At 70.3% G+C, this 23,965-nt stretch carries 22 protein-coding genes and 4 pseudogenes; 6 read left to right on the top strand and 20 right to left on the bottom strand.

The features are described from left to right. Nucleotides 1-254: 254 nt before the first annotated feature. The 15 genes and pseudogenes from OIE13_RS14485 to OIE13_RS14425 all read right to left on the bottom strand — a co-directional run bounded on the left by OIE13_RS14485 (nt 255) and on the right by OIE13_RS14425 (nt 12,170). Nucleotides 255-794 (bottom strand): OsmC family protein, encoded by a 540-nt coding sequence (locus OIE13_RS14485; RefSeq protein ID WP_326639415.1) that lies wholly within the window; start codon nt 792-794, stop codon nt 255-257. After that, nucleotides 794-2,185, bottom strand: coding sequence for an RNA-guided endonuclease IscB (gene iscB, locus OIE13_RS14480; RefSeq protein WP_326830117.1), 1,392 nt, complete (start codon nt 2,183-2,185; stop codon nt 794-796). Before iscB ends, OIE13_RS14485 begins: the two co-directional genes overlap by 1 nt. Nucleotides 2,186-2,867: 682 nt before the next feature. Continuing rightward, nucleotides 2,868-3,104: pseudogene (locus OIE13_RS36710) on the bottom strand (dsRBD fold-containing protein); the annotation flags it as partial. A gap of 177 nt (nt 3,105-3,281) precedes the next feature. Then, nucleotides 3,282-3,371, bottom strand: a pseudogene (locus tag OIE13_RS36705) (fructose 1,6-bisphosphatase); the annotation flags it as partial. Between the two features lie 15 nt (nt 3,372-3,386). Then, nucleotides 3,387-3,506: pseudogene (locus OIE13_RS36700) on the bottom strand (fructose 1,6-bisphosphatase); the annotation flags it as partial. Between the two features lie 223 nt (nt 3,507-3,729). Beyond that, complete coding sequence (locus OIE13_RS14470) at nt 3,730-4,152, bottom strand: Hsp20/alpha crystallin family protein (RefSeq protein ID WP_326639419.1); 423 nt, start codon at nt 4,150-4,152, stop codon at nt 3,730-3,732. A gap of 149 nt (nt 4,153-4,301) precedes the next feature. Then, a complete protein-coding gene (locus OIE13_RS14465) occupies nt 4,302-4,445 on the bottom strand; it encodes a hypothetical protein (RefSeq protein ID WP_326639422.1) in 144 nt (47 codons plus the stop codon). 126 nt (nt 4,446-4,571) lie between these two features. After that, the gene (locus tag OIE13_RS14460; protein ID WP_326639424.1) at nt 4,572-5,525 is read right to left on the bottom strand and encodes a MurR/RpiR family transcriptional regulator; all 954 of its coding nucleotides are present in this window, start codon (nt 5,523-5,525) and stop codon (nt 4,572-4,574) included. Between the two features lie 275 nt (nt 5,526-5,800). Further along, nucleotides 5,801-7,126 (bottom strand): ArgE/DapE family deacylase, encoded by a 1,326-nt coding sequence (locus OIE13_RS14455; RefSeq protein ID WP_326830116.1) that lies wholly within the window; start codon nt 7,124-7,126, stop codon nt 5,801-5,803. Then, the gene (locus OIE13_RS14450) at nt 7,123-8,121 is read right to left on the bottom strand and encodes a branched-chain amino acid ABC transporter permease (RefSeq protein WP_326639427.1); all 999 of its coding nucleotides are present in this window, start codon (nt 8,119-8,121) and stop codon (nt 7,123-7,125) included. Before OIE13_RS14450 ends, OIE13_RS14455 begins: the two co-directional genes overlap by 4 nt. A gap of 5 nt (nt 8,122-8,126) precedes the next feature. Further along, complete coding sequence (locus OIE13_RS14445; RefSeq protein WP_326639429.1) at nt 8,127-9,002, bottom strand: branched-chain amino acid ABC transporter permease; 876 nt, start codon at nt 9,000-9,002, stop codon at nt 8,127-8,129. After that, complete coding sequence (locus tag OIE13_RS14440) at nt 8,989-9,720, bottom strand: ABC transporter ATP-binding protein (RefSeq protein WP_326639431.1); 732 nt, start codon at nt 9,718-9,720, stop codon at nt 8,989-8,991. The genes OIE13_RS14445 and OIE13_RS14440 overlap by 14 nt, the downstream gene beginning before the upstream one ends. Then, nucleotides 9,717-10,463, bottom strand: a complete 747-nt coding sequence (locus OIE13_RS14435) for an ABC transporter ATP-binding protein (RefSeq protein WP_326639433.1) — start codon at nt 10,461-10,463, stop codon at nt 9,717-9,719. Before OIE13_RS14435 ends, OIE13_RS14440 begins: the two co-directional genes overlap by 4 nt. A gap of 19 nt (nt 10,464-10,482) precedes the next feature. Further along, nucleotides 10,483-11,796 carry an ABC transporter substrate-binding protein gene (locus OIE13_RS14430; protein ID WP_326830115.1) on the bottom strand — a complete coding sequence of 438 codons (1,314 nt, stop codon included), beginning with the start codon at nt 11,794-11,796 and terminating at the stop codon, nt 10,483-10,485. A 209-nt stretch (nt 11,797-12,005) separates the two neighbouring features. Then, on the bottom strand, nt 12,006-12,170 hold the full coding sequence (locus OIE13_RS14425; RefSeq protein WP_326830114.1) for an SDR family oxidoreductase: 165 nt from the start codon (nt 12,168-12,170) through the stop codon (nt 12,006-12,008). A gap of 174 nt (nt 12,171-12,344) precedes the next feature. Between OIE13_RS14425 and OIE13_RS14420 the strand changes: the two genes are divergently transcribed. The 3 genes from OIE13_RS14420 to OIE13_RS14410 are packed head-to-tail and all read left to right on the top strand — an operon-like array spanning nt 12,345 to nt 16,019. Beyond that, nucleotides 12,345-13,634 (top strand): glutamine synthetase family protein, encoded by a 1,290-nt coding sequence (locus OIE13_RS14420; RefSeq protein WP_326639438.1) that lies wholly within the window; start codon nt 12,345-12,347, stop codon nt 13,632-13,634. Next, a complete protein-coding gene (locus OIE13_RS14415; protein WP_326639440.1) occupies nt 13,624-14,805 on the top strand; it encodes an amidohydrolase family protein in 1,182 nt (393 codons plus the stop codon). The genes OIE13_RS14420 and OIE13_RS14415 overlap by 11 nt, the downstream gene beginning before the upstream one ends. Further along, nucleotides 14,802-16,019 carry a M20 metallopeptidase family protein gene (locus OIE13_RS14410; protein WP_326830113.1) on the top strand — a complete coding sequence of 406 codons (1,218 nt, stop codon included), beginning with the start codon at nt 14,802-14,804 and terminating at the stop codon, nt 16,017-16,019. The genes OIE13_RS14415 and OIE13_RS14410 overlap by 4 nt, the downstream gene beginning before the upstream one ends. 13 nt (nt 16,020-16,032) lie before the next feature. Here the strand turns inward: OIE13_RS14410 and OIE13_RS14405 are convergent, their stop codons facing one another. Together OIE13_RS14405 and tnpA are read right to left on the bottom strand one after the other, a co-directional pair. Beyond that, nucleotides 16,033-16,581 (bottom strand): hypothetical protein, encoded by a 549-nt coding sequence (locus tag OIE13_RS14405; RefSeq protein ID WP_326639444.1) that lies wholly within the window; start codon nt 16,579-16,581, stop codon nt 16,033-16,035. Nucleotides 16,582-16,707: 126 nt separating this feature from the next. Continuing rightward, a pseudogene (gene tnpA / locus OIE13_RS14400) lies at nt 16,708-17,066 on the bottom strand (IS200/IS605 family transposase). Between the two features lie 95 nt (nt 17,067-17,161). Between tnpA and OIE13_RS14395 the strand changes: the two are divergent. After that, entirely contained in the window at nt 17,162-18,427 is a 1,266-nt protein-coding gene (locus OIE13_RS14395; protein ID WP_326830112.1) for an RNA-guided endonuclease InsQ/TnpB family protein, read from the top strand. Between the two features lie 46 nt (nt 18,428-18,473). Here the strand turns inward: OIE13_RS14395 and OIE13_RS14390 are convergent, their stop codons facing one another. Then, entirely contained in the window at nt 18,474-19,454 is a 981-nt protein-coding gene (locus OIE13_RS14390) for an ankyrin repeat domain-containing protein (protein WP_326639446.1), read from the bottom strand. Further along, nucleotides 19,451-19,870 carry an endonuclease V gene (locus tag OIE13_RS14385; protein ID WP_326639448.1) on the bottom strand — a complete coding sequence of 140 codons (420 nt, stop codon included), beginning with the start codon at nt 19,868-19,870 and terminating at the stop codon, nt 19,451-19,453. Before OIE13_RS14385 ends, OIE13_RS14390 begins: the two co-directional genes overlap by 4 nt. 234 nt (nt 19,871-20,104) lie before the next feature. Between OIE13_RS14385 and OIE13_RS14380 the strand changes: the two genes are divergently transcribed. Continuing rightward, on the top strand, nt 20,105-21,274 hold the full coding sequence (locus OIE13_RS14380; RefSeq protein ID WP_326639449.1) for an MBL fold metallo-hydrolase: 1,170 nt from the start codon (nt 20,105-20,107) through the stop codon (nt 21,272-21,274). A 9-nt stretch (nt 21,275-21,283) separates the two neighbouring features. Here OIE13_RS14380 and OIE13_RS14375 read toward each other — a convergent pair whose 3' ends face one another. Next, nucleotides 21,284-21,568, bottom strand: coding sequence for a DNA polymerase beta superfamily protein (locus OIE13_RS14375; RefSeq protein WP_326639450.1), 285 nt, complete (start codon nt 21,566-21,568; stop codon nt 21,284-21,286). Between the two features lie 335 nt (nt 21,569-21,903). Between OIE13_RS14375 and OIE13_RS14370 the strand changes: the two genes are divergently transcribed. Further along, nucleotides 21,904-23,910: a Xaa-Pro dipeptidyl-peptidase gene (locus tag OIE13_RS14370; protein ID WP_326639452.1), complete on the top strand. Its 2,007-nt coding sequence runs from the start codon at nt 21,904-21,906 to the stop codon at nt 23,908-23,910. The last annotated feature ends 55 nt before the right edge of the window (nt 23,911-23,965 follow it).

Here is a 23,965-nt window from a genome sequence, read left to right as displayed (position 1 = left end):
GCCGGTGAGGGCCACGAGCATGATGTCCGTATGTCATAGCAGTGTTCATGCTCGAACGCTTCAGCGAGGTGTCGGCGGCGACCCTCGCCGGACTGTTCGTCGGCGTGGAGGCCCTCGCATCGCCGGTCGCCCTATGGCGGCGGCGCAGGAGATCACGTACGAGGAGCCGGACCACCTTCTCGCGCAGTCGGAAGAGGGCCGCCTGGCACACGGGGAGGTGAAGAACTGAGCGCACCGACGGAACGACCGGCAGTTCACAGCCCCCGGATGAGGCTCGTGGCCTCGTGCCCCTCCGGTGCCGGGGATCTCCAGGTGGACCGCCTCCTGGCTGTGTCCCGCCGCCATGTGCGAGCGGCCCGCCCCATCCGCCTGAGGACGGGGTCGCCTTCCGCGCTGCGGATCTGCAGGGTGATCTCCGGCGGCAGCCGCAGCGAGTTGTGCACGGTGCTGTGCTCGACGACGGTGATGAACGATTCCCGAAGTCCTTCGGGGAGGCCGGGAGCGTCGACGACCAAATCGATCCGGCTGACCCGTGCCGGGCGTAGCCCCAGGTCGTAGTGGGCGGTCACGGTGACGCCGGCGGGTAGCTCGCATCGGTGAAGGTAGCGTTCGGCGCGATGGGCGACGCAGGCCGCGAGACTCCCGACGAACAGCTCGACCGGGACGGGACCGGTGTCGCCTCCGCCGAAGTCCGTGGGCTGGTCGATGCGGACGGCATGGCGGCGTATCTGAACGTCAAAGCGGTCGCCGCCGTGCCAGGCGGTCTTCACCGTGCCGTTCCGGTTCTGTTTCATCAGATACCTCCAGCGTGGATACCCCCGCCTTCAGGCGGGGGAGGAAACGCGGCACGGTGCCGCGCTTCCGGATGGGTGGTGTAGCCGTAGCCATCGGCTCGTTGGAGCAGGCGGACGTGGCGGTGGCCGATGCCCTGCACGGTGCCGTGCCGGGTGGTGATGTTGAAGCTTCCGGTGGTGCGGACCGCGACCCGTCCGGTGTGGACTCCGGCCTTCTTGCCGGTCGGGACGGTCGCGCGGACCAGGTCGCCGGTGGCGAACCCCTTGACGTGCTTGATCCGGGGGAGTCGTAGCCGGGGGAAGCCGTAGCGGTCGGTGCGGGTACGGCAGTAGGTGCCGCGCCCGGTCGCCTTGACCACCAGGACCGTGGACGGCCAGGCGGTCACGGTGTCGAGCGAGCCGACGTGCAAAGCGTCCAACGTGTGCGATTTGGCGGCGCCGGTACGGGACCGGTTCCACTTCGTACGACCGCCGGAGGCGGCTGCCACAGGTAGGCCGGTGGCCTTCAGTGCCTGCCACAGCGCCCAGCGGGTGGTGTTGACGGCGGCGGCGTCGCGCAGCGGAGCCTTCGCCTGCTTGAGGATCTTCGTCAGGAGGGCGGGCTTTCCCTTGAGGAAATCCTCGATCGGAGTGGCGTTCTTGGCCTGGTTACACCGGATGCAGGCCAGGGCGAGGTTGCTGACGCGCTCGGAGCCGCCCCGGCTGCGGGGGTGGATGTGGTCGAGGTTGAGCGGTACACCGCTCGCGCCGCAGTAGGCGCAGGCGCGCCTCCACTTGGCCAGCAGGTATTCGCGGACCTCGTACCCGGCCAGGGTGCCCTGCTGGTATTCCACCCCTTCGAGGGGCTTGCCCGCCGAGAGGGCGTGGGTGTCGAAGGAGACCTTCTCCACGTGGACGGCCGTGACGGGCGCCCACCGGGTCAGCCGCGCCACCTGCGACAGGGTGGTGTCGACGCGGTGTCGCAGGGATGGCGCGAGCCACCCCTGCGGTTTCGTGCGGTTGAGAAACCGGGGGGCGCGGTAGCGCAGGTTCCGGGAACGGCGGCCCCGGCGCAACGCGGCACGGGCGGTGAGCCTGTCGCGGATCCGCCCGCCCCGATGGTCAAGCTGAATGCTGTACAGGCCGGTGCGGCTCCCGCCATGGTCGGCGAACACGGCGAGGCCGGTGTGCTTGGAACCGGGGTCGATACCGACCTGCACGCCGTGGACGGCGGAGTCGGCGGCCACGCGGTCGCGCAGCCGGATGACGAACGGGGTGTGGCGGACCACCACCGCCCTACCGGCCGCCAGCAGACGGCGGGCGCGGGCGGGGTGGCAGGGGTCGAGCGGGTGGCCGCGGGCGTCCAGGACGAACACGACCGGGTGAACCTCACGGTTCGCTCCCTCGGACACCGCAGTGTCTTCAGGGTGACGCCGCGGCAGACGGGTGCCGTCTGCCGTGGTCTCCCCTCGCCCAGGTTCCACGCCGGTTACCGCGCTGAAGCGGTGTCCGCGTCCCGTTTCGTGCCCACCCTCGGGCGTGTCTGCTGACGCGGATTCCAGAGCAGCCCGCTGAGGAAGCACGGACTGGTGGGTCTGCTGACCTACGTGAAACGTAGTCAATCGAATGCACCTCCTTCAAGACGATCGACTTGGGCTGGTCAACGCGGGGCTATCAGTGCGCGGTGTGGCACCTCAAGCCCTGGCCTTTAGGCCAGGGTCGTTGACGGGTGACTCCACGGGTGTGTTCGGGCTCCGTAGGCCGGGTACGAGGTGCCGCACGGTCGTTCGTCGCCTGTGCCCAGGCCATGTATCCGCGCTCTCGCAAGGCGCCTGCCTTCAGCCGCCCGTCCGGTGACATGATGGCCCTTCCTCCTCTGCTGACCGGGCTGTCCGATCGAATGCTGTGGCTCATCGGAATCAGTGGTGCCGGGTACGTCTCCCGTGACGGGGCGGAGTTCGAACTGTCTGGATGTGTGCCGCGACCGCCCCGGTGTCGAGGAATGCCGGGGGAAAGGGGCGCGCCGTCCGCGGGGGCGTGGCCGAGGCGGACGGCGCGGTCATGCTGATTCCGGTGGCCCGAGGCGAGGGGGCGTCACCATGAGGTGGGCCCGGTGGCCTGGGCGATGTCCTCCGTGGTGACGGTACGTAACTTGTCCGCCAGGTCGGCCAGCGCGCGGGCGGCCGCGAGTTCGTCGCCGATCTCTGGTACCGGCTGGTCGACCGGGCTGCGACGCGCGTGACCGACCCCGGTCAGCTGGGTGTCGTCCTTGGTGGACAGGACTGCCCGGGCGGAGGTGTCGTCGCCCTCTTCGGTGATGTGGATCTGTACGGTCCATTGCTTGGCTTCCATGGAAGGAACCTCCGATCGAATGGGTGTTCGTGGTGTCCTGCTCCTGTGCAGGTGGCGAGCCCGATCGAGCCCGATCATGTGCCGACCGCCCGGGTGGTCGGGCGGTCGGGCGGTCGGGCGGATCATCCGACGGGTGTCGCGATCTCGGTGGTCATCGGGGTCCAGCGCCTCGCCGACCGCGGGCAGCCCGAACTGGCAGCGGACGATCATCACCGGGTCATCCTTGCCGACGTCCTTGCCGGCGACGTGACCGTCGATGAGCAGACCCGAGGCGGTCGCCCGGTCGATCTCACAGCGGGCCTCGGCCATCATGTTCGGGTGCACCGCGGAATGACCGACGAACCCCCCGGTGTCGGCCTTGATGACACTTAAAGTGATCACGACGATCGCCCCCGTGGATTGTCCTGCCTTCCACGCTGGTCAGGGACCCCGTTTACGGATAGGGCAGAAGGCCCCGACCAGGTGGGACTTCCGTACCTGCCACTCCTGCCGGGCGACGGGCGGGTGCCGGTGACCAGTTCGGATCCCCGCACGCGGAAGATCACCGCGAGTCGTGAGCGGACCCGCGTCATGCCAAGTGGGTCCGCTCGATCCGTCAGGACTCTTACTTGGACGTGGACTCGATCTGGATGTGCTTTCCCTCCTGCGTGGTGTCGGCGAGTTTGACATTGATCTCCAGGACGCCCTTGTCGTAGGAGGCCCTGACATCGCTCTCGTCTATGCCACTGGGCAGCGTGATCGACCGGGTGAAGGAGCCGTAGCGGAACTCCGTCCGCTGCTGCTCCCTCTGCTCCTCATGCCGCTCGGCGTGGACGGTCAGGACGCCGTTGGACAGGGTGATCTCGACGTCCTTGTCAGGGTCGACTCCCGGCAACTCGGCCCGCAGCACATAGCGGCCGTCCTTGACGTAGTCCTCGAACTTGATGGGCTGCGCCACCGGCGACCGCAGGGCGGCGAGGGGAGCGTCCAGCCAGTCGAACAGATCGGGGACGAGGCCTCGCTGCTCGCGGCGCATCGGCATGCTCATGGTGTCCTCCTTGTCTCCTGGGGGGCTTCCCACATCTCCATCTCATCACCGGGCAGGACTCGGAGACAGCAGCCAGAGGTCCCTAACGCGTAGGTCTTTTGGCCGCCGTGCCGACGCCGGAAAGCCGCCGACATCGTTCGAACCGTGGCTCAGGCGCGATTCGAGTGACGCGGTGACCCAACATCATGATCGACAAAGCGCCCGCCGATAACCGACTCAAGGATCGACTCGATGTCACCGTTGAGGTGGGGGAGCGGCTCCACCTCGACCCAAAGAAGCTCCGGCATGGTCATGCGCAACAGCGTAACGCGCTGTTGTCAGCCGGGTCGTCCCCTGGTAGCGACCGTATGGGGCCCGCCGTACTTCGGCCCTACCTCACCGGAAGATCCCTCGGCAGACTCTGTGGTCGACCGCAACTGTCACGAGCGGGTCTCCGCGGCCGTCCGGGTCTTGCGGGGCGGCTCGGCACGCTCGGCGTCGGCGCCGGGACCGGTCGGGTTGAGCGGCCCGTCGTCCTCACGCAGGACGTCGTCGGCCATCTGGTCGTACTCGGCCACCCGGGTCCTGCCCGCCTCGCCGAGCTGCTCGACCACGGCGGCGACCAGCGTCTCAAGCAGTGCGACCGCCGGGGTCAGCGAGTCGAACGGTGAGGGCGAGCGGACCTGGGCGGGCAGCACGACGTCCGCCACGGTGGCGGCGGGCGACAGCCACGGGTCGGTCAGCAGCACGATCTTCACGTTGCGCGCCGCGGCGGCTCGGGCGAAGGCGATCGTCTCGCGCTGGTAGCGCCGGTAGTCGAAGAGCACCAGCACGTCACGGCGGCCCATGTCGAGCAGGTGGGCGGCGTGGTCGGCGGTGGACCCGGCGATGTACGTCGCGTGGGGGCGCAACTGGTGCAGGTGGGCGATGAGGTAGTGGGCCAGGATGGTGCTGAACCGGCCACCGGCCGCCGAGATGCGGCGGCCGGGGTCGGCCAGTAGTTCCGCGGCCTTGACCAGCTCCCCCTCGGGAAGCTGGTCGAAGGTCATGGCGGTGGCGTCCATCAGCACCCGGCGGGATCGGCTCAGCACCCTGCCGGTGTCCTCCTCGGCACTGCCGTACTGGGCCAGGGGAGAGGAGTAGCGCTGCTGGGTCTCGCGCTTGAGCGCCTGCTGCAACTCCGGGTAGCCCTCGAAGCCCAGCCGGTAGGCCAGCCGCAGCACGGTGGCCGGGCTGGTCTGGGCCTGACTCGCGACGGTCGCCAGCGGCTCCAGACCGGCGGTCGGGTAGCCGGCGAGCAGGGTGCGGGCGACCCGCTGCTCCGCACGGGGCAGCTTGGGCAGCACGTCGCGGAGCTGGGCCGCGACGGTGCGCGGCTCAGGGGTGCCGAGCATGTTGCCTCCTCCGGGACGGCCGCGGGCTCGCGCGGCGTGTCGCCAGGTAGGGATCATGCCACGAACCGTACGAAATGAGAACGCCGCTCTCAGGCCACGCACCGTCCTCAGGTCGCGCACCGATCGTCCGCGATCCGCCCGGCGGCCGTCCGTCGCGCACCGCCCGCGCACCGATCGCCCGTGATCCGCTCACCGGCCGTCCGTCGCTCATCCGCCGTTCGCGGCCCATCGCCCACCGCCCACCGGCGGTCTCCAGCCTCGCGGCCGTCCGGTGCTCACCGCTCGTCCGAGAGCCCGCACCAGTCGATCGCGGTCAGCGCGTAGGTCTTCGCCGACTGCACCAGCTGGGCGATCTCCACGTACTCGTTCTCCGCGTGTGCGGTGTAGCCGACGCCCGGACCGTACACCAGGCCGCCGATGCCCTTGCGGTCCATCCAGGTCAGGTCGCACACGCCCATGAAGCCGGTCGTCAGCGGCGGCTGCCCGCCGGTCGCCGTGGTGTGCGCGCCGACCAGCGCCGCGCTCAGCGGGGCGCCCTCGGGCAGCGAGTACGGCGGCCAGAGCAGCTTCCACTCGAACACCGGCGGGTGCTCACGCAGCCACGGGTCGGTGCGGCAGGCGTCCATGACCCGGGACTCGATCTCGGCCATGACCTCCTCGTTGGACCGGTCGGGGTGGTGGTAGACGCAGTACTCCACGACCAGCTCGTCGGCGAGGAAGAAGGGCACCAGGATCCCCGAAGGGTTGGCGCGCAGCACGCCGGGCAGCAGGTTGAAGTAGCCGGGTGGGAAGAGCGGGTGCCGGTTGTGCCGGGCCCAGTCGTCCTCCAGGGCACGCAGCGCCTGGTAGATCACCCAGAACTTGTCGACGGTGTTGACGCCGAGCGCGTCGCCCTCCAGGGTCGGGTGCACGGTCATGCCCCGCAGCCCCGAGTGCGCGGTCTTGCCCTCCAGGGAGATGCTGAACCAGAGCAGGCCGGGTGTCACCGGCACCGACGCCGGCAGGGTGCCCGCCTGCCCGGACGGCTCGCAGACGATGGCCGCGTCCGCGCCGAACCCGGCCTCCAGTACCGCGGTGGTGCCGGCCTCGTGGTCGCCGACCTCCTCGCCGACGACGCCCTGCAGGACCAGGTCGCCGGCCAGGCGCACACCGGCCCTGCGTAGTGCGAGGGCCGCGTAGGCCGCGGCGACCAGGCCGCCCTTCATGTCCGTCGCGCCGCGCCCGATCACCGCGTCATCGGTGACCTGGGCGCGGAACGGGTCGCCGCGCCACCGGTCGAGGCGGCCCGGCGGTACGACGTCGACGTGCCCGTTGAGCAGCAGCGACCGGCCGCCGCCGGTGCCGGGCACGACGCCGCAGGCGTTGTCGCGGCCCCGCTCCACGGTGACCTTGGTGACCTCGGCCCCGGCCTCGGCGTACAGGTTGCCAAGCAGCGCGCTGACGTCGCCCTCCGCGCCGACGATCTTTTCGTACTCCTGGCCGGGGTAGCGCGGGTTGACGCTGGGGATGGCGATCGCGTCGGCCAGGCTGGAGACCATCCGTTCGGCGAGCAGGTCGACCTGCTCCAGCACCTGGCGGGTCACGTCGTGTTCGGTGGTCATGCGGTCTCCTTCGCGGTGGTGGGGAGGGGCTCCGGAGCAGGCAGGCGGGGGCGCCGGAGCGAGGTGAGGACAGAGTTGGCGATGCCGGCCAGGCCCTTGGGGGCGATCCAGAGCACCACCAGGATCAGCATGGCGATCACCATGTCGCGCCAGGCCCCGGCGTCCTGCAGCACGTCGGAGACCAGGGTGACGACCACGGCGCCGACGATCGGCCCGTAGACGCTGCCGCTGCCGCCCAGGAAGATCATGCTGAGCAGCAGGGTCAGGTAGCCGAAGCCGAAGACGTCGGTGCTGACCACGCCGTTGAGGAAGGCGTTGAAGCTACCGGCGACCCCGGCCACGGCCGCGCCGATCATGAAGACGATCAGGTGCTGACGTACCCGGGAGACGCCCCGGCTGGTGGCCAGCGCCTCGTTGTCGCGCAGTGCCAGCAGCGACATGCCCAGAGTCGAGCGGGTCAGCACCCGCACCAGCACGGTGACCGCGAACAGCAGCGCGGCGCCGAGGAAGTAGTAACCGATCCGGCCGTCGGCCCGCAGGCTGGTGCCGCCCAGGCTGAGGCGGGGGATGCCGACGATGCCGTTGGAACCGCCGGTCAGGCCCGCCTGCCCGAGCACCAGGTAGATGCAGAGCTGGGAGAAGACGTAGGTGGCCAGGCCCACGTAGATGCCGCGCAGCCGCAGCACCGGCAGGAACGCCACCAGCGAGGCGAGCAGGGCCGACAGCCCCGAGATCGGCAGGGCCAGCCACGGGTCGATGCCGGTGCGGGTGGCCAGGATGCCCGTGGTGTAGGCGCCGATGCCGAAGAAGCCGATCTGGGCGAAGTTGAAGATGCCGGCGAAACCGAGGGTGAGGTTCCAGCTCATGGCGAGCACGCCGTACATGGTGAAGAGGATCAGCAGCAGCCGGGCGTGCGGGTCGGTGAAGACCAGCGGCAGGGCCACCAGGACGAGCGCGTAGGCGGGCCAGCCGGCCCAGGAGCGCAGATTGGTCATGACGTTCACGCGCTCCTCACCTTGGTCCGCAGCAGTCCCTCGGGTTTGACCAGCATGATCACGATCATTGCGAGGAAGACCAGGACCGGGCTCCAGGAGAGCCCGAAGTAGTAGGTGGTGACGGCCTCGAGCAGACCGATGGCGTACGCGCCGGCGATGGTACCGGCCAGGCTGCCGGCCCCGCCGAAGGCGAGCACCACGAAGGCCCGCAGCAGCGGGTCGCCGCCCATGCCCGGGGAGATGAACTGCATGCTGCCGAGCAGCGCCCCGGCCACGGTGGCCAGGCCGACCGCGACCACGACCACGAAGACGTAGACCCGGCGGGGTGCGATGCCGAGCAGCTGGGCGTGCTCGCGGTTCTGCTCCAGCGCCCGTACGGTCAGCCCGATGCCGGTGCGTTTGAGGACCAGGGCCAGCAGGCCCACCAGTAGCGGGGCCAGCAGGATCGTGACGAGCTGGGTGCCCTGGGCGACCGCCCCGGCCGCCTCGACGCGCGCGCCCCCGAACGGCGGGAGCTGCTTGATCTCCGGCCCCCAGATCAGCTGGGCGCCGCTCTGCAGCAGCATCGTGGCCGCCAGCGTGGCGACCATCACCAGCATGTCGCCATTGGGGCGCCGAATGAACGGGCTGACCAGTAGGAACTCGTAGGCCACCCCGATCAGCGCCATCGCCGCCACGGCGCCGATCAGCGCCACCGCCACCGGCAGCCCGCTAGTGTCCAGCAGCGTCCAGGTCAGGTAGGCGCCGAACATCATCACCGCGCCGTGCCCGAAGTTGAAGACTTTCAGCGTGGACCAGATCAGCGTCAGCCCCGCCGCCATGAGCATGTAGAGGCCGCCGAGGACGAGCGTGCTCGTCACGATGACACTAATGCCGTCCATCGGCGGTCCCTCCCAGGAAGAGCGACATCATCTCGTCGCGGCTGCGGCTGCCGTCCGACACGCCGCTGTCCACCACGTCGCCGTGCAGGACGACGTGGTAACGGTCGGTCAGGTCGAGCACCAGGTCCATGTCGCCGTCGATCAGGATGACCGACGACACCTCGGCGCGGACCCGCACGATGCACTCGCTCAGCTCGTGCTTGACCTTCGGCGACAGGCCCAGCGTGGGCTCGTCGAGGATCAGCAGCGTGGGCCGGGCCATCAGGCCCATGCCGAGGCTGGCCATCTGGCGTTCCCCGCCGCTGAGCGTGCCGGTGAGCTGCCGGCGCCGCTCCTTGAGCTTGGGAAAGACCGAGAACACCTGGTCGATCCCGTCCCGCCAGGTCGAGGAGTGCCCGCTGGAGGACGCCGAGAGCCGCAGTGCCTCCTCCACGGTCAGCTGCGGGAACAGCCGCGAGCCCTGCGGCACGTGGATGAGCCCGCGCCTGACCAGGCTGCCGGGGGACTCGCCCCGGGTGTCCCGGCCGGCGAAGGTGACCGTGCCGGAGGTGGTCCGGTGCAGGTTGGAGACGCAGCGCAGCAGTGTGGTCTTGCCGTGGCCGTTCGGCCCCAGCAGCCCGACCGCCTCGTTCTCCCCGACACGCAGTGAGATGCCGCGCAGCACCTTCGCCTGGCCGTAGCCTGCGGTGAGGTTCTCCACGGTCAGCAGATCGCTCATCGCGCGGCCCCCGGTCCCAGATAGGCTTCGACGACCCTCGGGTCGGACAGGACCTCGGCCGGTCGGCCGGTCACGATGATCCGGCCGCTGTCGAGGACCGCCATCCGGTCGGCGAGCGCCTCCAGCACCGACAGCACGTGCTCGATGATCACCATGGTGACGCCCGTGCCGTGCACCCCGGCCAGCAGGCGGATCAGCGCGTCCTGGTCGGCCGGGTCGAGGCCGGCCGCCGGCTCGTCGAGCAGCAGCACCGAGGGGCCGCTGACCAGCGCGCAGGCGATCATCAGGCGCTTGCGGTCGATCAGCGACAGCCCGTCGGCCGGGCGGTTCAGGTCGCCGCCGAGCTCCACCGCGTCCAGCGCCTCCCGGCACCGGGCGGGGTTCCAGCGCGCGGCCCTGCCCGCGCCGCCGTACGCCGAGCCGATGCGGACGTTCTCCCTGACGCTCAGCGACTCGAAGACGGCCTCGGTCTGGAAGGTGCGCTTGAGGCCGGCCTTGGCGATCCAGCGCGGCGAGCGGTTCTGGATCTCCTGGCCATTGAAGATCACCTTTCCGGAGTCGGGCCGGATCGGGATACCGGTGAGCAGGTTGAACAGCGTGCTCTTGCCCGCGCCGTTGGGACCGGCCAGGCCGAAGACCTCGTCGCGCGTCACCGACATGGAGACGCCGTCGACGGCCTTGAGGCTGCCGAACGACTTGCCGACCTCGTGCGCGGCAAGGATGACCGGCGCGTTCTCACTCACGACGCGACCTGTCCCGCCGTCATTTCCTCATCCACGGCGGGAGCCGGAAGGAGCCCGACTTGTACTTCTCCGGGGCGATCAGCACCCGCTTCTCGGCCTGGAACTGGAAGGACTGCAGCGGCACGTAGTCGTCGCCCTGCTTGGCCAGGTGCGTGGCCTGGTCGAACGCGATCCGCCCGGACGCCCGCTCGCTGTCGCTCTTGCCGATGGCGGCACCGATCGCCAGCGCGTCGTCGGGGTCGCCGACCTCGCGCAGCGCATCGGCGTAGATCATGGTCTCCACGTACGTCATCACGCCCTGCGGGTCGACGTTGTCGGTCCCGTACGCGGCCTTCCAGTCCTTCTGCAGCTGCGCGGCCGGCGCGTAGCTGGGCGAGGGCACCATGCCCGCGAGGTTGTTGAACAGTACGCCCTCGGCCTGCTGCTTGGTCAGCTCGAAGAACTGGGGCTGGTTGGGGCCGTACTGCATGAAGACCAGGGACTCGGTGGGCTTCTGCAGGAACTGCTGCAGGAAGCTGGCCTCGTTGGAGACCTGGTAGTCGGTGTTGACGATGAAGTCGGGGTCGGCGGAGCGGATCTTCCCGAGGACCGTGCCCCAGTCGTTGACCGTGCCGAACGGCACCTTCTCCTGGCCGGCGATGCTCCAGCCCTTTGCCTTGAAGTGCTTGACCAGGCCGTCGGCGATGTTCTCGCTGTAGGGGTTGTCGGAGCGGACGATGAACGCCGACTTGTTGCGCGGCTTCCACAGCCCCTGCTCGGCCCAGGAGTCGGCCAGGTCGACCGGCTCGGTGCCGTAGGCGTCGTAGTCAGGGGTGATCGACCAGACCGTGGGGTACTTCGCCGGGTCCTTCTCGATGATCGCCTGGGTCTGCGCGGTGTTGCCGCCGATGAGGTAGAGCTGCTCCGCCGCGGCGAACTCGTCGATCTCGAAGTTGGACGTGGACGCGTAGCCGGTGACGACCGCCTTCACCGACTCGTCGTCGGTCAGGGTCTGCACCCCCTTGGTCACCGCGTCGTTGGACTGGCTCTGCACGTCCACGACTTTGAGCTTGAACGTGTATCCGTTGACGCCACCGGCCTCGTTGAGCTGCTTGATGGCCAGCTCGGCCCCCTGCTTCATGCCCAGGCCGTCGGATGCCAGGCCCCCGGTCAGCGGGGCGAGCAGGCCGATCTGGATCTCCTTCGTACCGGCCTCGCCGCCGGTCTCCGCGGCGGAGGTGGCGGGGGAGGCGGAGGAGGAGCACGCGGTGAGCGCCGCCAGGGCACCGGTGACCGCGATGGCGGTGACCGCCCTGACGGGCGTCCGGGGACTGAGGAAGGGGGAACGGGCCACGGTGAAGCCTCTCTGCGTCTGTGGGACGAGGGGACGAGGGGACGAACGCATGCGGGATATGCCGGAGGGCATCACATGTCGGTTATGTAACGTTCTGTCACTGTCGACAATTGAAACGTACGTTGCATCTTGCGGTAAAGACTAGCCCCGCAAAAGGTTTGTTACTTAAACTCGATCCGCCGCGCCGCTGTGATCTCGTAAAACACGGATCAGCTCGGTGGCAGGGCCGTTCCGGCCAGGAAGTCACCGTCCACGTCGAGAACACTCCCCGTGATGAAGGAGGAGTCCGGATCGGCGAGGAACACGCACGCCCGCGCGACCTCCGCCGGCGTGCCCATGCGGTGCACCGGCTGCCCGGCGACCGGTGTCGCCACACGGGAGTGGTCTCCTGCCGGCTCGACACATGCGACCTGGCCATTTCTGTCAGGGCTGCCAGGTAACACGCATGCTAAGTTTCATATCGCCGTCTTGACCATACATGTGAATCGTATGTTTCACTTAGGGCTGCCGGGACGCGGGGTGCGGACCGGACTGGGAGGAGAGAGCCGATGACGACAGGGAGCGCCTTCGTGGCGACCTGTGACCTCGCGGCCCAGGTGCGGGGCCGGGCGATCCCGGTGACCCGGCTGGACCAGACGTTGCGCACCGGGGTGGGGTGGGTCCCCGCCAACCTCGCGCTCACCTGCTTCGGCCACCTGGCCGACGACAACGTCTTCGGCTCGGTGGGTGACCTGAGGCTGCTCCCCGACCCCGCGACGGCCGTCGACCTGCCCGACGACGGCCCGGTGCCGGGCACCCGGCTCTACCTCGCCGACCAGACCGGCCTGGACGGCAGCCCCTGGCCCGGTTGCCCGCGCGGCTTCCTGACCCGCGCGTTGGCGGACCTGAAGGAGATCGCGGGCCTGGAGATCAACGCCTCCTTCGAGCACGAGTTCATGCTCGCGGGCCAGGCCGAGGCACCGCCGTTCTCCTTCCAGCGCCTGCGCGGCGCCGAGCCGTTCGGCACCGACCTGGTCGCACTGCTGGAGGCGGCCGGGCTGGAGCCGGAGAGCTGGCTCCCCGAATACGGGGACGGCCAGTTCGAGATCACCCTGCGGCCCGCCTCCGGAATGGTCGCCGCCGACCGGGCGGTCCTGCTGCGCGAACTCGTCCGCGACCTCGCCCGCCGCCGGGGGCACCCGGTCACCTTCGTCCCGCTGGCCGAGCCCGACGGCGTCGGCAACGGCGTCCACGTGCACTTCTCGCTCCGCGAGGTCGGCGGCGACCCGGTGATGTTCGATGCCGGAGCCCCCGGCAGGCTCTCCTCGACCGCGGCCAGGTTCGCGGCCGGAATCCTGCGGCACGCCGGTGCGCTGGTGGCCGTCACCGCTCCCAGCGTCGGCTCCTACCTGCGGCTCACCCCGCACCGGTGGAGCGCCGGCGGGGTCTTCCTCGCCGAGCGCAACCGCGAGGCGCTGCTGCGCATCGCGCCGACCGTCGAGATCGGTGGCGCGGACCCCGCGGCCCAGCTCCACCTGGAGTACCGGGCGGCGGACGCCACGGCCAACCCGTGGCTGGTACTCGGCGTCCTGATCCGCGCGGGCCTCGCGGGACTGGCCGGGGCCGAACCCGCCCGGGTGTGGCCGGAGACCGCCACCGAGGCCGACCTGGCCGAAGAGCCCGCGCTCCCCGGCTCCCTGCCGGAGGCGCTCGCCGCGCTGGAGGCCGACGAGGTCGCCCGCGGCTGGTTCCCCCACGAACTGCTCCACACGTTCCTCACCGTGCGACGGGCCGAGCTGGCCTGCGTCAAAGGACTGCCCGACCACGAGCTCTGCCGGAAGGTCGCCGATGTCTACTGAGAACTCCCCCGCCGGCCCAGAGGACGCGATCGGCGGTCTGGAGAGCGTGCTCGCCACCCTGCCGCTGGTCGACCACCACGTGCACGGTGCCTCCTCGGGAGACCTCGGCCGCGGTGAGTTCGAGACGCTGGTGACCGAGTCCGACCGGCCGATCCCGGCGTTCATGACGCAGTTCGACTCCCAGCTCGGCTTCGCGATCCGCCGCTGGTGCGCGCCGGTCCTCGGCCTGCCGGCCCACGCCTCGCCGGAGGAGTACCTGGCGCGCCGCACCGAACTCGGCGCGGCCGAGGTGAACCGGCTGCTGCTGGCGGCCAGCGGCATAGGCCGCTTCCTGCTGGAGACCGGTTATCGGGGCGACGACGTCCTGGACCCGGTTGGGATGGCGGAGGCGTCGGGGCGGCCCGCGCACGAGGTGGTCCGCATCGAGCGGGTGCTGGAGCAGGTGGCGGCCTCGGGAGTCTCGGCCGCGGAGTTTCCGGGCCGCTTCCGCGAGGAACTGGAGCGCCGCACCGCCGACGCCGTCGGCCTCAAGAGCATCGTCGCCTACCGGCACGGCTTCGCCTTCGACCCGGCACCACCCGGCGACCGGGAGGTCGCCCTGGCAGCGGGCCGCTGGCTGTCCGCAGGCGAGGCGAGCGGCCGGTGGCGGGTGGACGACCCGGTGCTGCTGCGCCTCGGACTCTGGGCCGGGGTGGAGCGCGGGCTGCCGCTGCAACTGCACGCGGGCTACGGCGACCCCGACGTCGAGCTGCACATGTGTGACCCGCTGCTGCTCACCCGCTGGCTGAAGCTCATCGAGCCGCACGGCGTGGACATCCTGCTGCTGCACTGCTACCCCTACCACCGCAACGCCGGTTATCTCGCGCAGGTCTTCCCGCACGTCTACTTCGACGTCGGCCTCGGCGTCAACTACACCGGCAGCCGGTCGGACGCGCTGATCGCCGAGTCGCTGGAACTCGCGCCGTTCGCCAAGATCCTGTTCTCCTCGGACGCCTGGGGCCCCGCGGAGCTGCACATGCTGGGGGCGCAACTGTTCCGCCGCGGGCTCGGCCGGGCACTACGTGGGTGGGTCGACGCCGGCGAGTGGGCCGAGGAGGAGGCCGTCCGGGTGGCCACCATGATCGGTGTCGACAACGCCCTGCGCGTCTACGGTCTGGAATCGGCCGAATGATCGAGCCTCTCTCCGCCCCCGCCCCCGCCGACTCCACCCCTGCGGATTCCACACCTGTGGATTCCGTCGCCGCCAGGCTCCTGCCCGCGCTGGAACGGCGGCTGCCCGCCGCGACGGCGCTACGCCGCAGGCTGCACGCCCTCCCGGACCTGTCGGGCGAGGAGGGGCCGACCCGCGACCTGATCCTGGCCGAGCTGCCCGGACACCCCGTGGACGCGGTGGCCGGTACGGGCGCGCTGGTGCGCGTGGGCGGCCCCGGGCCCGCGGTCGCCGTACGGGCCGAACTCGACGCGCTGGCGGTGACCGAGCGGACCGGCGCCGACTGGGCGTCCAGGAGGCCGGGCCGCATGCACGCCTGCGGGCACGACGTGCACCTCGCCGCCCTGGTGGCGCTCTGCCACGCGGTCGGCGACACCCCCGGTGCGACCCCGCTGGTCGCGATGCTCCAGCCGCGCGAGGAGACCTATCCCTCCGGCGCCCGCGACATCGCCGGGTCACCGTCGCTGGCGGAGCACCAGATCACCGCGATCATCGGCGCGCACGTCCAGCCCACCCTGCCGCGAGGCGAGGTCGCCGCCACCCCCGGCACGGTGAACGCCGCCGCCGACGAGTTCACGGTCGTGGTCAGGGGCCGCGGCGGGCACGCCGCCTACCCCCACCTGACCAGCGACCCGGTCCTCGCGCTCGCGCACGTCGTCGTCGCCCTGCAGCGGGTGGTCAGCCGCGACGTCGACCCGACCAGCTCGGCGGTCCTCGGCATCTCCACACTGGCGGCCGGCAGCGCCCCCAACGTGGTCCCCGACGAGGCCACGGCCGGCGGTACGGTCAGGGCGCTGAGCGAACGCATCCGCGACCAGGTGCACGCCCGGCTGGAGGAGGTCGCGGACCTGGTCGCGCGGGCCCACGGCTGCGAGGCCGAGGTGAGCATCATCCGGGGGGAGCCGGTCCTGTACAACGACTCCGGGCTCGCCGGCCGCGCCGGTGCCCACCTGACCCACCTGGGCCTCACACTCTCGCGGCCGCTGCTGTCCTTCGGCGCCGACGACTTCTCCTATCTCTCCGCCGTGCTGCCCGGCCTGATGATGTTCGTCGGGGTCGGTGACGGAACGGACACACGCATGCACAGTGCCGGCTTCCTGCCCGGCGACGAGGCGGTGCGCGACGTCGCGCTGGCCATGCTGGCCGGTTACCTCGCGGCGGCGGAGCGGGGGTAGCCGCGAAGGACGCTCAGCCGGTGGCGTGTTCCCAATAGGGGTCGCGGTAGAGCATGACCGAGGTACCGCGCAGGAGTTCGTCGGGGGCGGAGAGCAGCACGAGCTCGCCCCTCGCCTCCAGGGTGCGCAGGATGTCGCGGACGCGCGGGCCGACCGGCAGGCGGCCCACCGGGAGGTTGAGGGTGTCGCGGACCAGGTCGGCCACCTCGGAGAGCCGGAACGGCTCGGTGAGGTCGGCGATGAGCTCGCGGACGAACTCGACAGTGATCACGGTCTCGGCCTCGGCGTGGGCGAGCTGCCAGGTCAGCTGTGCCCTGCGCCGGCCGGTGCCGGCGCAGGCCATGCACTGCTGGGAGAAGTCGGGCACGATGTTCTCGACGGTGCTGCCCAGGCAGGTGGTGCACTGGTCGGTCTCGGACGCGTGCAGCTCGGCCGCCGCCCTGTCGGCCAGCGGCCTGCCGCACAGGCACAGATAGACCCGGAACCCGCCGCGTACCAGGACGAGGTCGTCGGCATCGTCGGGTATGTCTTCCCAGAGCGCGGTGATCGTGTGCATTCTCATCGTTGTGCGACTCTACCGAACTGTGGGTCGGTGCTCCGGTGTTCACGCCGGAGGTGAAGACCCACGCGGGAGTGCTCGCCAGGGCGCGAGCGTGCCCTGGCCTTCCGTGCCCGTGAGCAGGTCGGCTCACACGGGTCGTTTCCGCTGTTCGATGTACTGCTTGAGGACCGTGAGCGGTGCGCCGCCCACGCTTGCGGTGAAGTAGGAGCCGGACCACAAATGCTCGCCCCACAGGTACCGGCGGACCTGAGCGCCGTATTCCTTGCCGAGCATCCGCGCCGGGATGCCTTTCAGTTGAGTTGACGAGCTTGGAGGGGGCGACCTTCGGCGGGTGGTGGACCAGCGGGTGGGCGTGGCCGAACTGCGCCGTTGAACTCGCGAAGTTCGGCCTCGAAGCCGGCGCGGACCTCGCGCATGAGTTCCTCGCAGCGGGTCGGCATCGGGTCGGTGAACACCCCACGCCGGTGCCTCGTCACGAACATCAAGTGTGCGTGGGGGGTGCAGACAACATGGCGTCCGGTGCGTGCCTCGGGGTTTGGATTCCATCACGGTGACGCAAACCGAAGGACACGATCACGGTGTGGAGTTGGTGAGGCAGGCTCGTGCGCACGTGGCGCGACTCGACCTCGGCGCGGACCAGGTGGCCGTGCTGGACGGTCAGGCGCACACCGCCCGCGCGCTGTGGAACCTGCTGCATGAGTACTTCACCTTCCGCCAAGGCCGGTTCGCGACGGTGAAGGACTGCGACGCGGCGATCCGCACAGCCCGCCGCGAGATCGACTGGATGGGACAACTGCCCGCCCAGGCGGCGCAAGCGGTGCTGAGAACGTATCGGCAGGCGTGGGCGAACTTCTTCAACCCCGACCATCCGGCCAAGCGGCCCACCTTCAAGGGCCGCCTACGGACCCGGTTGGCCGTGGACGTCCCGCAGGCCCGCGATCTGCAGATCAAGCGGGTCAACCGGCGCTGGGGCGCGATCAATCTCCCCAAGGTCGGGCGGGTGCGGTTTCGGTGGACCAAGGACCTGCCCGGCCTCACCAGGGGCGGTGCTGCCGGGCGGATCACGGGAGCGCGGCTGGTCAAGGACGCCCACGGCTGGCAGGTCGTGTTCCGCACCGAGACCCTGGCCAAACCCGCTGTCGCCCACCAGGGCCCGCGGGTCGGCATCGACCGGGGGATCACGGTCGCGCTGGCCCTCTCAGACGGCACTATGCGTGAGCACGCACCCTGGCTTCGCAACGGCGAGAGGGAACACCTGCGTCGGCTGGAGAAGAAAGCGGCCCGTCAGCGGCGCACCCGGCATCGCGCGGAGCCGGCCTCGCATCGGCTGGCCCGCACCTACGACCAGATGGCCCGCCTGCGCGCGAGAGCCAAGCGCCGAGCCGTCGACTGGCAGCACCAGACCACCACCGAACTCGCCGCCACCTTCAGCGTGGTCGTGGTGGAGGAGTTGAAGATTACGAACATGATGCGTTCGGCCAGGGGCACGGTCGAGAACCCCGGCGTGAACGTCGCGCGGAAGGCCGGGCTGAACCGCTCGATCGCGGGGCAGGCGTGGGGCCGGACGGTCACCCTGCTGGAGTACAAGACCTCCGAGCGGGGCGGCCAGGTGGTGAAGGTCCCCGCGCGGGGGACCTCGCAGACCTGTCACCGGTGCGGCCATCGTGACCCGGCGGCCCGGGATGGGATACGGTACGCCTGCGCCAACCCCGCGTGCGGCTGGGTCGGGCATGCCGACACCAACGCCGCGATCAATATCAAGAACGCCGCAGGAACTGTGGTGTCAGGACGTGGAGACCTCGGGGTTACCCGGTCTGCGAAGCGTCAACCCCCGCGCGCCGCTTAACCGCGACGCGACGGGAGAGTCTCCGGCTCCCAGGCAGGGGAGGAGTTCAACCATTTCGCCGTAGCGTGACAGGGACCAGTCTCATCGGAGCGCTCCACAGCCACTCCTCGGTGATGTAGGTGGAGGTCAGCAGCGTCATCAGACCCAGGGCGCGCTCGGTCGCGGTGGAGGGGTGGGCGCCGCAGTCACCGAAACGGCACATCCACAGTTCGACCATGCTGCTGTCGGAGAGCTGCTCGTGCACCGAGGGCCGTCCGGCGGGGAACCCGTCCCGCCAGATGTCGACGGACGTGCTGGCGAACGGGAAGGCACCGGCCAGCACCCCGCCGCCCGAGGTGACGGCACGGCCGACCCCGTCGTGCACCGGCAGGATGCCGTTGGACTGGAAGAGCACCACCCCACCCCCCGGCGGGCTGGCCACCCGCATGACCTCCACGAGGGAGGCCTGCTCGGCACTCCACAGCTCACCGGCCGAAAGCGGCGGGCATGACTCCGGCACGGCACCCAGGCGGCGGATGACCTCGTCCTCGGTCACCTCACCGACGAAGGCGACGCACAGTCCCTCGTTGTAGTCCTCGTACGAGAACATCATCGCGTCGACGGTGTCCTGGAGCTCGCGGAGCCTGGGGCTGACGGTGGGGGCCCCGGGCAGATGGGCGAACAGGTCGGCCAGTTCGGTGAAGAGCGCCTGGGAGCCGGGGGATCGGCCCGCGATGCACGGCCGCCAGGGGTCGGCGCCCGCGGCGAGCAGGACCCGCACGGCGTCGTCCCAGCCGTGGCGCACGGCCTCCCAGAGCGGGGTGGCACCGTCGGCGTCGACGGGGTCGACCTTCGCGCCCGAGGCCAGCAGCAGCTCGATCACCTGGACGGCACCCTCCTGAGCGGCCCGGTGCAGGGGCGTCGTGCGCAGCCACGGTAGCCACTGCCCGGGATCAAACCCGCTCGCCAGCCGCCGGCGGATTTGCGCCAGGTTGGTGTCGCGCCACGCGTCGATGTCCTCGGCCCACTCGTTGTCGCTCACTTTCATCCCATTTCATCGTATTGAGCGGATCCAATCAGGTCCGGACGACAGTTTTCGATCAGTGCCTCGCGTGAGAGGCGGTCGGCGGCTCGGGTCGTCTCGGGAAGGCGGTAGCGGGGCGTCAGGTTGAGTACGTTGTGGCAGGCCGTGGCGAGGTCGACGCGGTGTCCCGTGGAGACGAAGACGGGCTTGACCCCGTGCCGGGTGCGCAGCACGCGACCGACGACGTCGCCGTCCAGCGTCAGGTCGGTCCACGATCCTCGCTCGGGCGCGGGCTCGGGATAGGTGCCGACGAAGGCGGTCTTGCCGACGACGTCCACTCCCGCGACCTTGGCCGGACTGCGGGGACCGGGGCCGGTCAGGTCGAGCAGTGCGCTGAGCTCGTCCTGGATGGCTTCGGCCTCCATGATAGTGCGCGGCATTTGTGCCTTCATGACTACATGATCGCTACTTTTAGTGTATGACGTCATATTTCTGGATTGTTCATCTTCTTTAGTGACCGGTTGCGTCGCCGCGCGATGTCTTGATCCCAGCGGTGCCCTCTGGTCCCGGGGGTTTCGTGATGCTGGGCGTGGGTCTCGCTCAGGAGGTGACGGGAACAGCGGCGGAGTCGAGATCGTTCTGCAGGCACTGGCGACTTCAGGAGCGTGGGCCGCATGGCGGGCAGCAGATCGATCGGGCGTCTCCTCGTGGGCGGGCTGGCACTGGCCGCCGCCGGATGGGCGTTGAAGGACATCCCCGCGGAACTCGGGGGCAGGGCCAAGGGGGAGCGGCTGGAGCGGATGCGCCGCTCGCCACAGTTCCACGACGGCCTCTTTCGCAACTCCACGCCCGGCGTCTTCGCGCCCTCGGCGCAGACCGCGCGGAAGACCGCCTGGAACATGCTCCGCAACCGAGAGGAGCGCCGCCCGGCCACGCCGGTCCCGGTGGTGACCTCACCGGCCGGCGGGCCGTCCCCGGCTGGGCTGAGCGTCATCTGGTACGGTCACGCCACCGCGCTGCTGGAGATCGAGGGCCGTCGCGTGCTCGTCGACCCGGTGTGGAGCAGGCGTGCCTCCCCCACCCGGCTGGTCGGTCCGCGGCGCCTGCACCCGGTGCCGGGGCCGCTGGCGGGCCTTCCGCCGCTCGACGCGATCGTGATCTCGCATGATCACTACGACCACCTCGACCGCGCGACGGTACGCGGGTTGCTCGCGCTGCAGACCGCGCCCTTCCTGGTGCCGCTGGGGATCGGTGCCCATCTGGAGCGGTGGGGCGTGCCCGCCTCGCGGATCGTCGAGCTCGACTGGGACGAGGAGGCGAGCGTCGCGGGCCTGCGGTTCGTCGCCACCGCCGCCCGTCACTTCTCCGGTCGCACCCTCAGGCGTGACGTCACCCTGTGGGGCTCCTGGGTCATCGCCGGCCGGGAGCGGAAGGTCTTCTACGCCGGCGACTCCGGATACTTCGACGGCTACGCCGGGATCGGCGCCGCGCACGGCCCGTTCGACCTCACGCTCATGCCGATCGGCGCCTACAACGCCGCCTGGCCCGACATCCACATGAACCCGGAGGAGGCGGTCGACGCCCACCTCGACCTGGGCGGCAGGCTGCTCCTCCCGGTCCACTGGGCGACCTTCACCCTGGCCACGCACCCCTGGGCCGAGCCGGTCGACCGCCTCTGGCGCGAGGCCAAGGCCCGCGACGTCCGCCTCGCCGTCCCCCGCCCGGGTGAGCGCGTCGACACCGCCGACGTCCCCCTGCTGGAGAGCTGGTGGGAGCTGCTGCACGGCGGCGAGACAGGCCGCCGGCCGCGACAGGTGCCGCTCGCTCCCTCTCCGAGACTCTGAACGCGGAGCTCACATACCGGTGCTCCGGCGGCCGTCAGGCCCTCGCGGTTCTCGTTGAGAGACGGACGCGGACGACGAGGTTGTGTACCGCGTCCGCCGACGGCGCGTGTCGGGAAGGCGGGAGACGTCCCGCGCCTCCTCCAGTTCCCCGGTCCGCAGGCCGACCACCTCCTCCAGCGGCAGCAGGTGAACGCCGCGCAGGTCGACGTCGGAATCCTCGCTCTCCAGCCCGTACGCCCGCGAGCCGACCACCACCGACAGCACCGAGTGATCCGGGATGTACCGTACTTCCATCCGCGCAGCCTGCCAGGCCCGCCCCCGGCGCCGGTACTGGTTTTCCCGGACGCTCGTCGACCAGGTGCGGAGCGCACGCCTCCCGAATGGCTCCGGTTGAAGTCCGCCCTTCTCGTCCGCCGTGTCCGACGGGCGTACGGGCATCCCGCGAGCGGCCGGGGGAGCAGGTGGGAGGAGCCGGGGGGCGACCGATCCCCGAATACACACCGGAACTCGCGCTTAAGACGAGATAGTCGCCTATTCGATATATCTTCGATCTTGCAGGTCAAGATTGCTTCGCAGGAGATTGACCGGAGTTGTCAGATTTTATGCGACCCTCTGGGAGTTTTCCGCCAATGAACAGATGGAAGACGATCATCGTCGCGCTGGCGGTCATCCTGCCGGCCGGTGTCCTACCGGTCGCCGCGTCACCCGCGGCGGCCACCCGATCCGCAGCCACCCTGATGGAGAACGGCGAGACCCAGCCGGTCTACTCGCGCGCCGACGCGCTGACCGAGACCGTGTTCGTCGAGGTCGCCGGGGTCGACAGTGACGCCGACGGGCTCCCCGACCGGGTCGCCGTCGACATCATGCGCCCCAAGGAGACCGACTCGGGGCTGAGGGTTCCGGTCATCATGGAGGCCAGCCCTTACTACGCGGGCGGCAACGACGTGCCCAACCACGTCGTGGACCTCGACGGCTCCGACCCCGCGGGCATGGAGTACCGGCGCAACAAGTTCAACGACCTGAGCGACGAGATGTTCGGAGAGGGCTTCGACGCGAGCCGCGCGGTCGCTCCGCCCTTCCGCGGTTACTACGACAACTACTTCGTGCCGCGCGGCTATGCGATCGCACTGGTGGAGAACCTCGGCTCGGGGCGGGCGACCGGCTGTCCCACGACCGGCCTGGACAACGAGACCGCGGGTCCCAAGGCGGCGATCGACTGGCTCAACGGCCGCGCCCGCGGGTTCGACGCGGCGGGCAACGAGGTCAGGGCCGGCTGGTCCACCGGGAACGTCGGCATGATCGGCGTCTCCTACAACGGCACACTGCCCAATGCCGTCGCCGCGACCGGGGTCAAGGGCCTCAAGGCGATCGTGCCGATCGCGGCCATCTCCTCCTGGTACGACTACTACCGGGCCAACGGCGGAGTGCTGGCACCCGGGGGCTATCAGGGGGAGGACGCCGACGTGCTCGCCCGCTACGTCCTGACCCGTCAGAACGCCCAGCAGGTCTGCGGCGTGCTCATGGACCGGATAGAGAAGGACCAGGACCGGGTCACCGGTGACTACTCCGACTTCTGGGACCGGCGTAACTACCTCAACGACGTGCGCAAGGTCCGCGCGGCGGTCTTCCTGGTGCACGGCCTCAACGACTGGAACGTCAAGACCAAGCAGGCCGTCCAGTGGTGGGACGCCCTCGCGCAGCGGAACGTGCCCCGTAAGATCTGGCTCCACCAGGGCGCGCACTTCAACCCGTTCTCCTTCGCCGGGCGCAACGCCGAGTGGCTGCGTCAGCTCCACCGCTGGTTCGACTTCCACCTGTACGGCCTGCGTAACGGCATCATGGACGAGCCGCAGGCGGACGTGGAGTCGGGGCCGGGGCAGTGGGCGCGGCACGCCTCCTGGCCGCTTCCGGGCACCCGCGACGTGCGGCTCCGGCTGGCCGCCGGGCAGGACGGCCGCAACGGCACCCTGGACGCCGACCGCCCCCGAGGCCGCGCCGCCGCCGCCGGATCCGCAGCCGACTCCGCCGCCACGCGCGCCGTCGAGTCCTTCGTCGACCAGAGCGCCCGCGGCGCCGAACAACTCGTCGAGAACATCGAGACCAGCGACCCCAACCGCCTGGCCTACCTGTCGAGTCCGCTGGCCCGTGACGCGCGCCTGTCCGGCACCCCGGAGGTCTCGGTGCGGGCCGCCTTCAAGGGCGGGCGCTCGCCGTATCTGACGGCGCTGCTCGTCGACTACGGCACCGACGCTCGCGCCTACGGCGACGTCGCCTACGGTGCCACCCAGGTCTGCTACGGCCAGGGCGTGCCCGGCGACACCGGCTGCGCCCGGCTGGCCGAGCACGTCCCGGTGACCGCCCCCTACAAGATCATCACGAGGGGCTGGCTCGACGTCCGTAACCGCGTCTCCGCCGCCAGGACCGAACTGCTGCGCGAGGATCGCCTCTACGACTTCCGCTTCGACCTCCAGCCCGGCGACTACGTCGTCAAGGCCGGTCACCGGATCGGTGTCGTGCTCATCTCCACCGACCGTGACTTCACCCTGCGCCTGCCTCCGGGCACCGCCGTCTCGGTCGACCCCCGCGCCGGCTCGGTCACCCTCCCCCTCGTCGGCGGCCGCTCCGCCCTCGGCTGAGACTCCCCGGCACCGGTCCGGCCCGAAACCGCGGGACCCCCGTCCAAGGCCGGGG

Origin of the sequence: Streptosporangium sp. NBC_01810, assembly GCF_035917355.1 — a bacterium.
GTDB lineage: Bacteria > Actinomycetota > Actinomycetes > Streptosporangiales > Streptosporangiaceae > Streptosporangium.
Note: the sequence above shows the minus strand (reverse complement) of the source record. Positions and strands in the feature narration are given on the sequence as shown.

Bases quoted from the DNA above. Each gene is read 5' to 3' on its own strand.
- OIE13_RS14485 (WP_326639415.1), bottom strand. From the start codon at position 794: ATGAAACAGAACCGGAACGGCACGGTGAAGACCGCCTGGCACGGCGGC.
- OIE13_RS14470 (WP_326639419.1), bottom strand. From the start codon at position 4,152: ATGAGCATGCCGATGCGCCGCGAGCAGCGAGGCCTCGTCCCCGATCTG.
- OIE13_RS14465 (WP_326639422.1), bottom strand. From the start codon at position 4,445: ATGACCATGCCGGAGCTTCTTTGGGTCGAGGTGGAGCCGCTCCCCCAC.
- OIE13_RS14460 (WP_326639424.1), bottom strand. From the start codon at position 5,525: ATGCTCGGCACCCCTGAGCCGCGCACCGTCGCGGCCCAGCTCCGCGAC.
- OIE13_RS14455 (WP_326830116.1), bottom strand. From the start codon at position 7,126: ATGACCACCGAACACGACGTGACCCGCCAGGTGCTGGAGCAGGTCGAC.
- OIE13_RS14450 (WP_326639427.1), bottom strand. From the start codon at position 8,121: ATGACCAATCTGCGCTCCTGGGCCGGCTGGCCCGCCTACGCGCTCGTC.
- OIE13_RS14445 (WP_326639429.1), bottom strand. From the start codon at position 9,002: ATGGACGGCATTAGTGTCATCGTGACGAGCACGCTCGTCCTCGGCGGC.
- OIE13_RS14440 (WP_326639431.1), bottom strand. From the start codon at position 9,720: ATGAGCGATCTGCTGACCGTGGAGAACCTCACCGCAGGCTACGGCCAG.
- OIE13_RS14420 (WP_326639438.1), top strand. From the start codon at position 12,345: ATGACGACAGGGAGCGCCTTCGTGGCGACCTGTGACCTCGCGGCCCAG.
- OIE13_RS14415 (WP_326639440.1), top strand. From the start codon at position 13,624: ATGTCTACTGAGAACTCCCCCGCCGGCCCAGAGGACGCGATCGGCGGT.
- OIE13_RS14410 (WP_326830113.1), top strand. From the start codon at position 14,802: ATGATCGAGCCTCTCTCCGCCCCCGCCCCCGCCGACTCCACCCCTGCG.
- OIE13_RS14405 (WP_326639444.1), bottom strand. From the start codon at position 16,581: ATGAGAATGCACACGATCACCGCGCTCTGGGAAGACATACCCGACGAT.
- OIE13_RS14390 (WP_326639446.1), bottom strand. From the start codon at position 19,454: ATGAAAGTGAGCGACAACGAGTGGGCCGAGGACATCGACGCGTGGCGC.
- OIE13_RS14385 (WP_326639448.1), bottom strand. From the start codon at position 19,870: ATGCCGCGCACTATCATGGAGGCCGAAGCCATCCAGGACGAGCTCAGC.
- OIE13_RS14380 (WP_326639449.1), top strand. From the start codon at position 20,105: ATGGCGGGCAGCAGATCGATCGGGCGTCTCCTCGTGGGCGGGCTGGCA.
- OIE13_RS14375 (WP_326639450.1), bottom strand. From the start codon at position 21,568: ATGGAAGTACGGTACATCCCGGATCACTCGGTGCTGTCGGTGGTGGTC.
- OIE13_RS14370 (WP_326639452.1), top strand. From the start codon at position 21,904: ATGAACAGATGGAAGACGATCATCGTCGCGCTGGCGGTCATCCTGCCG.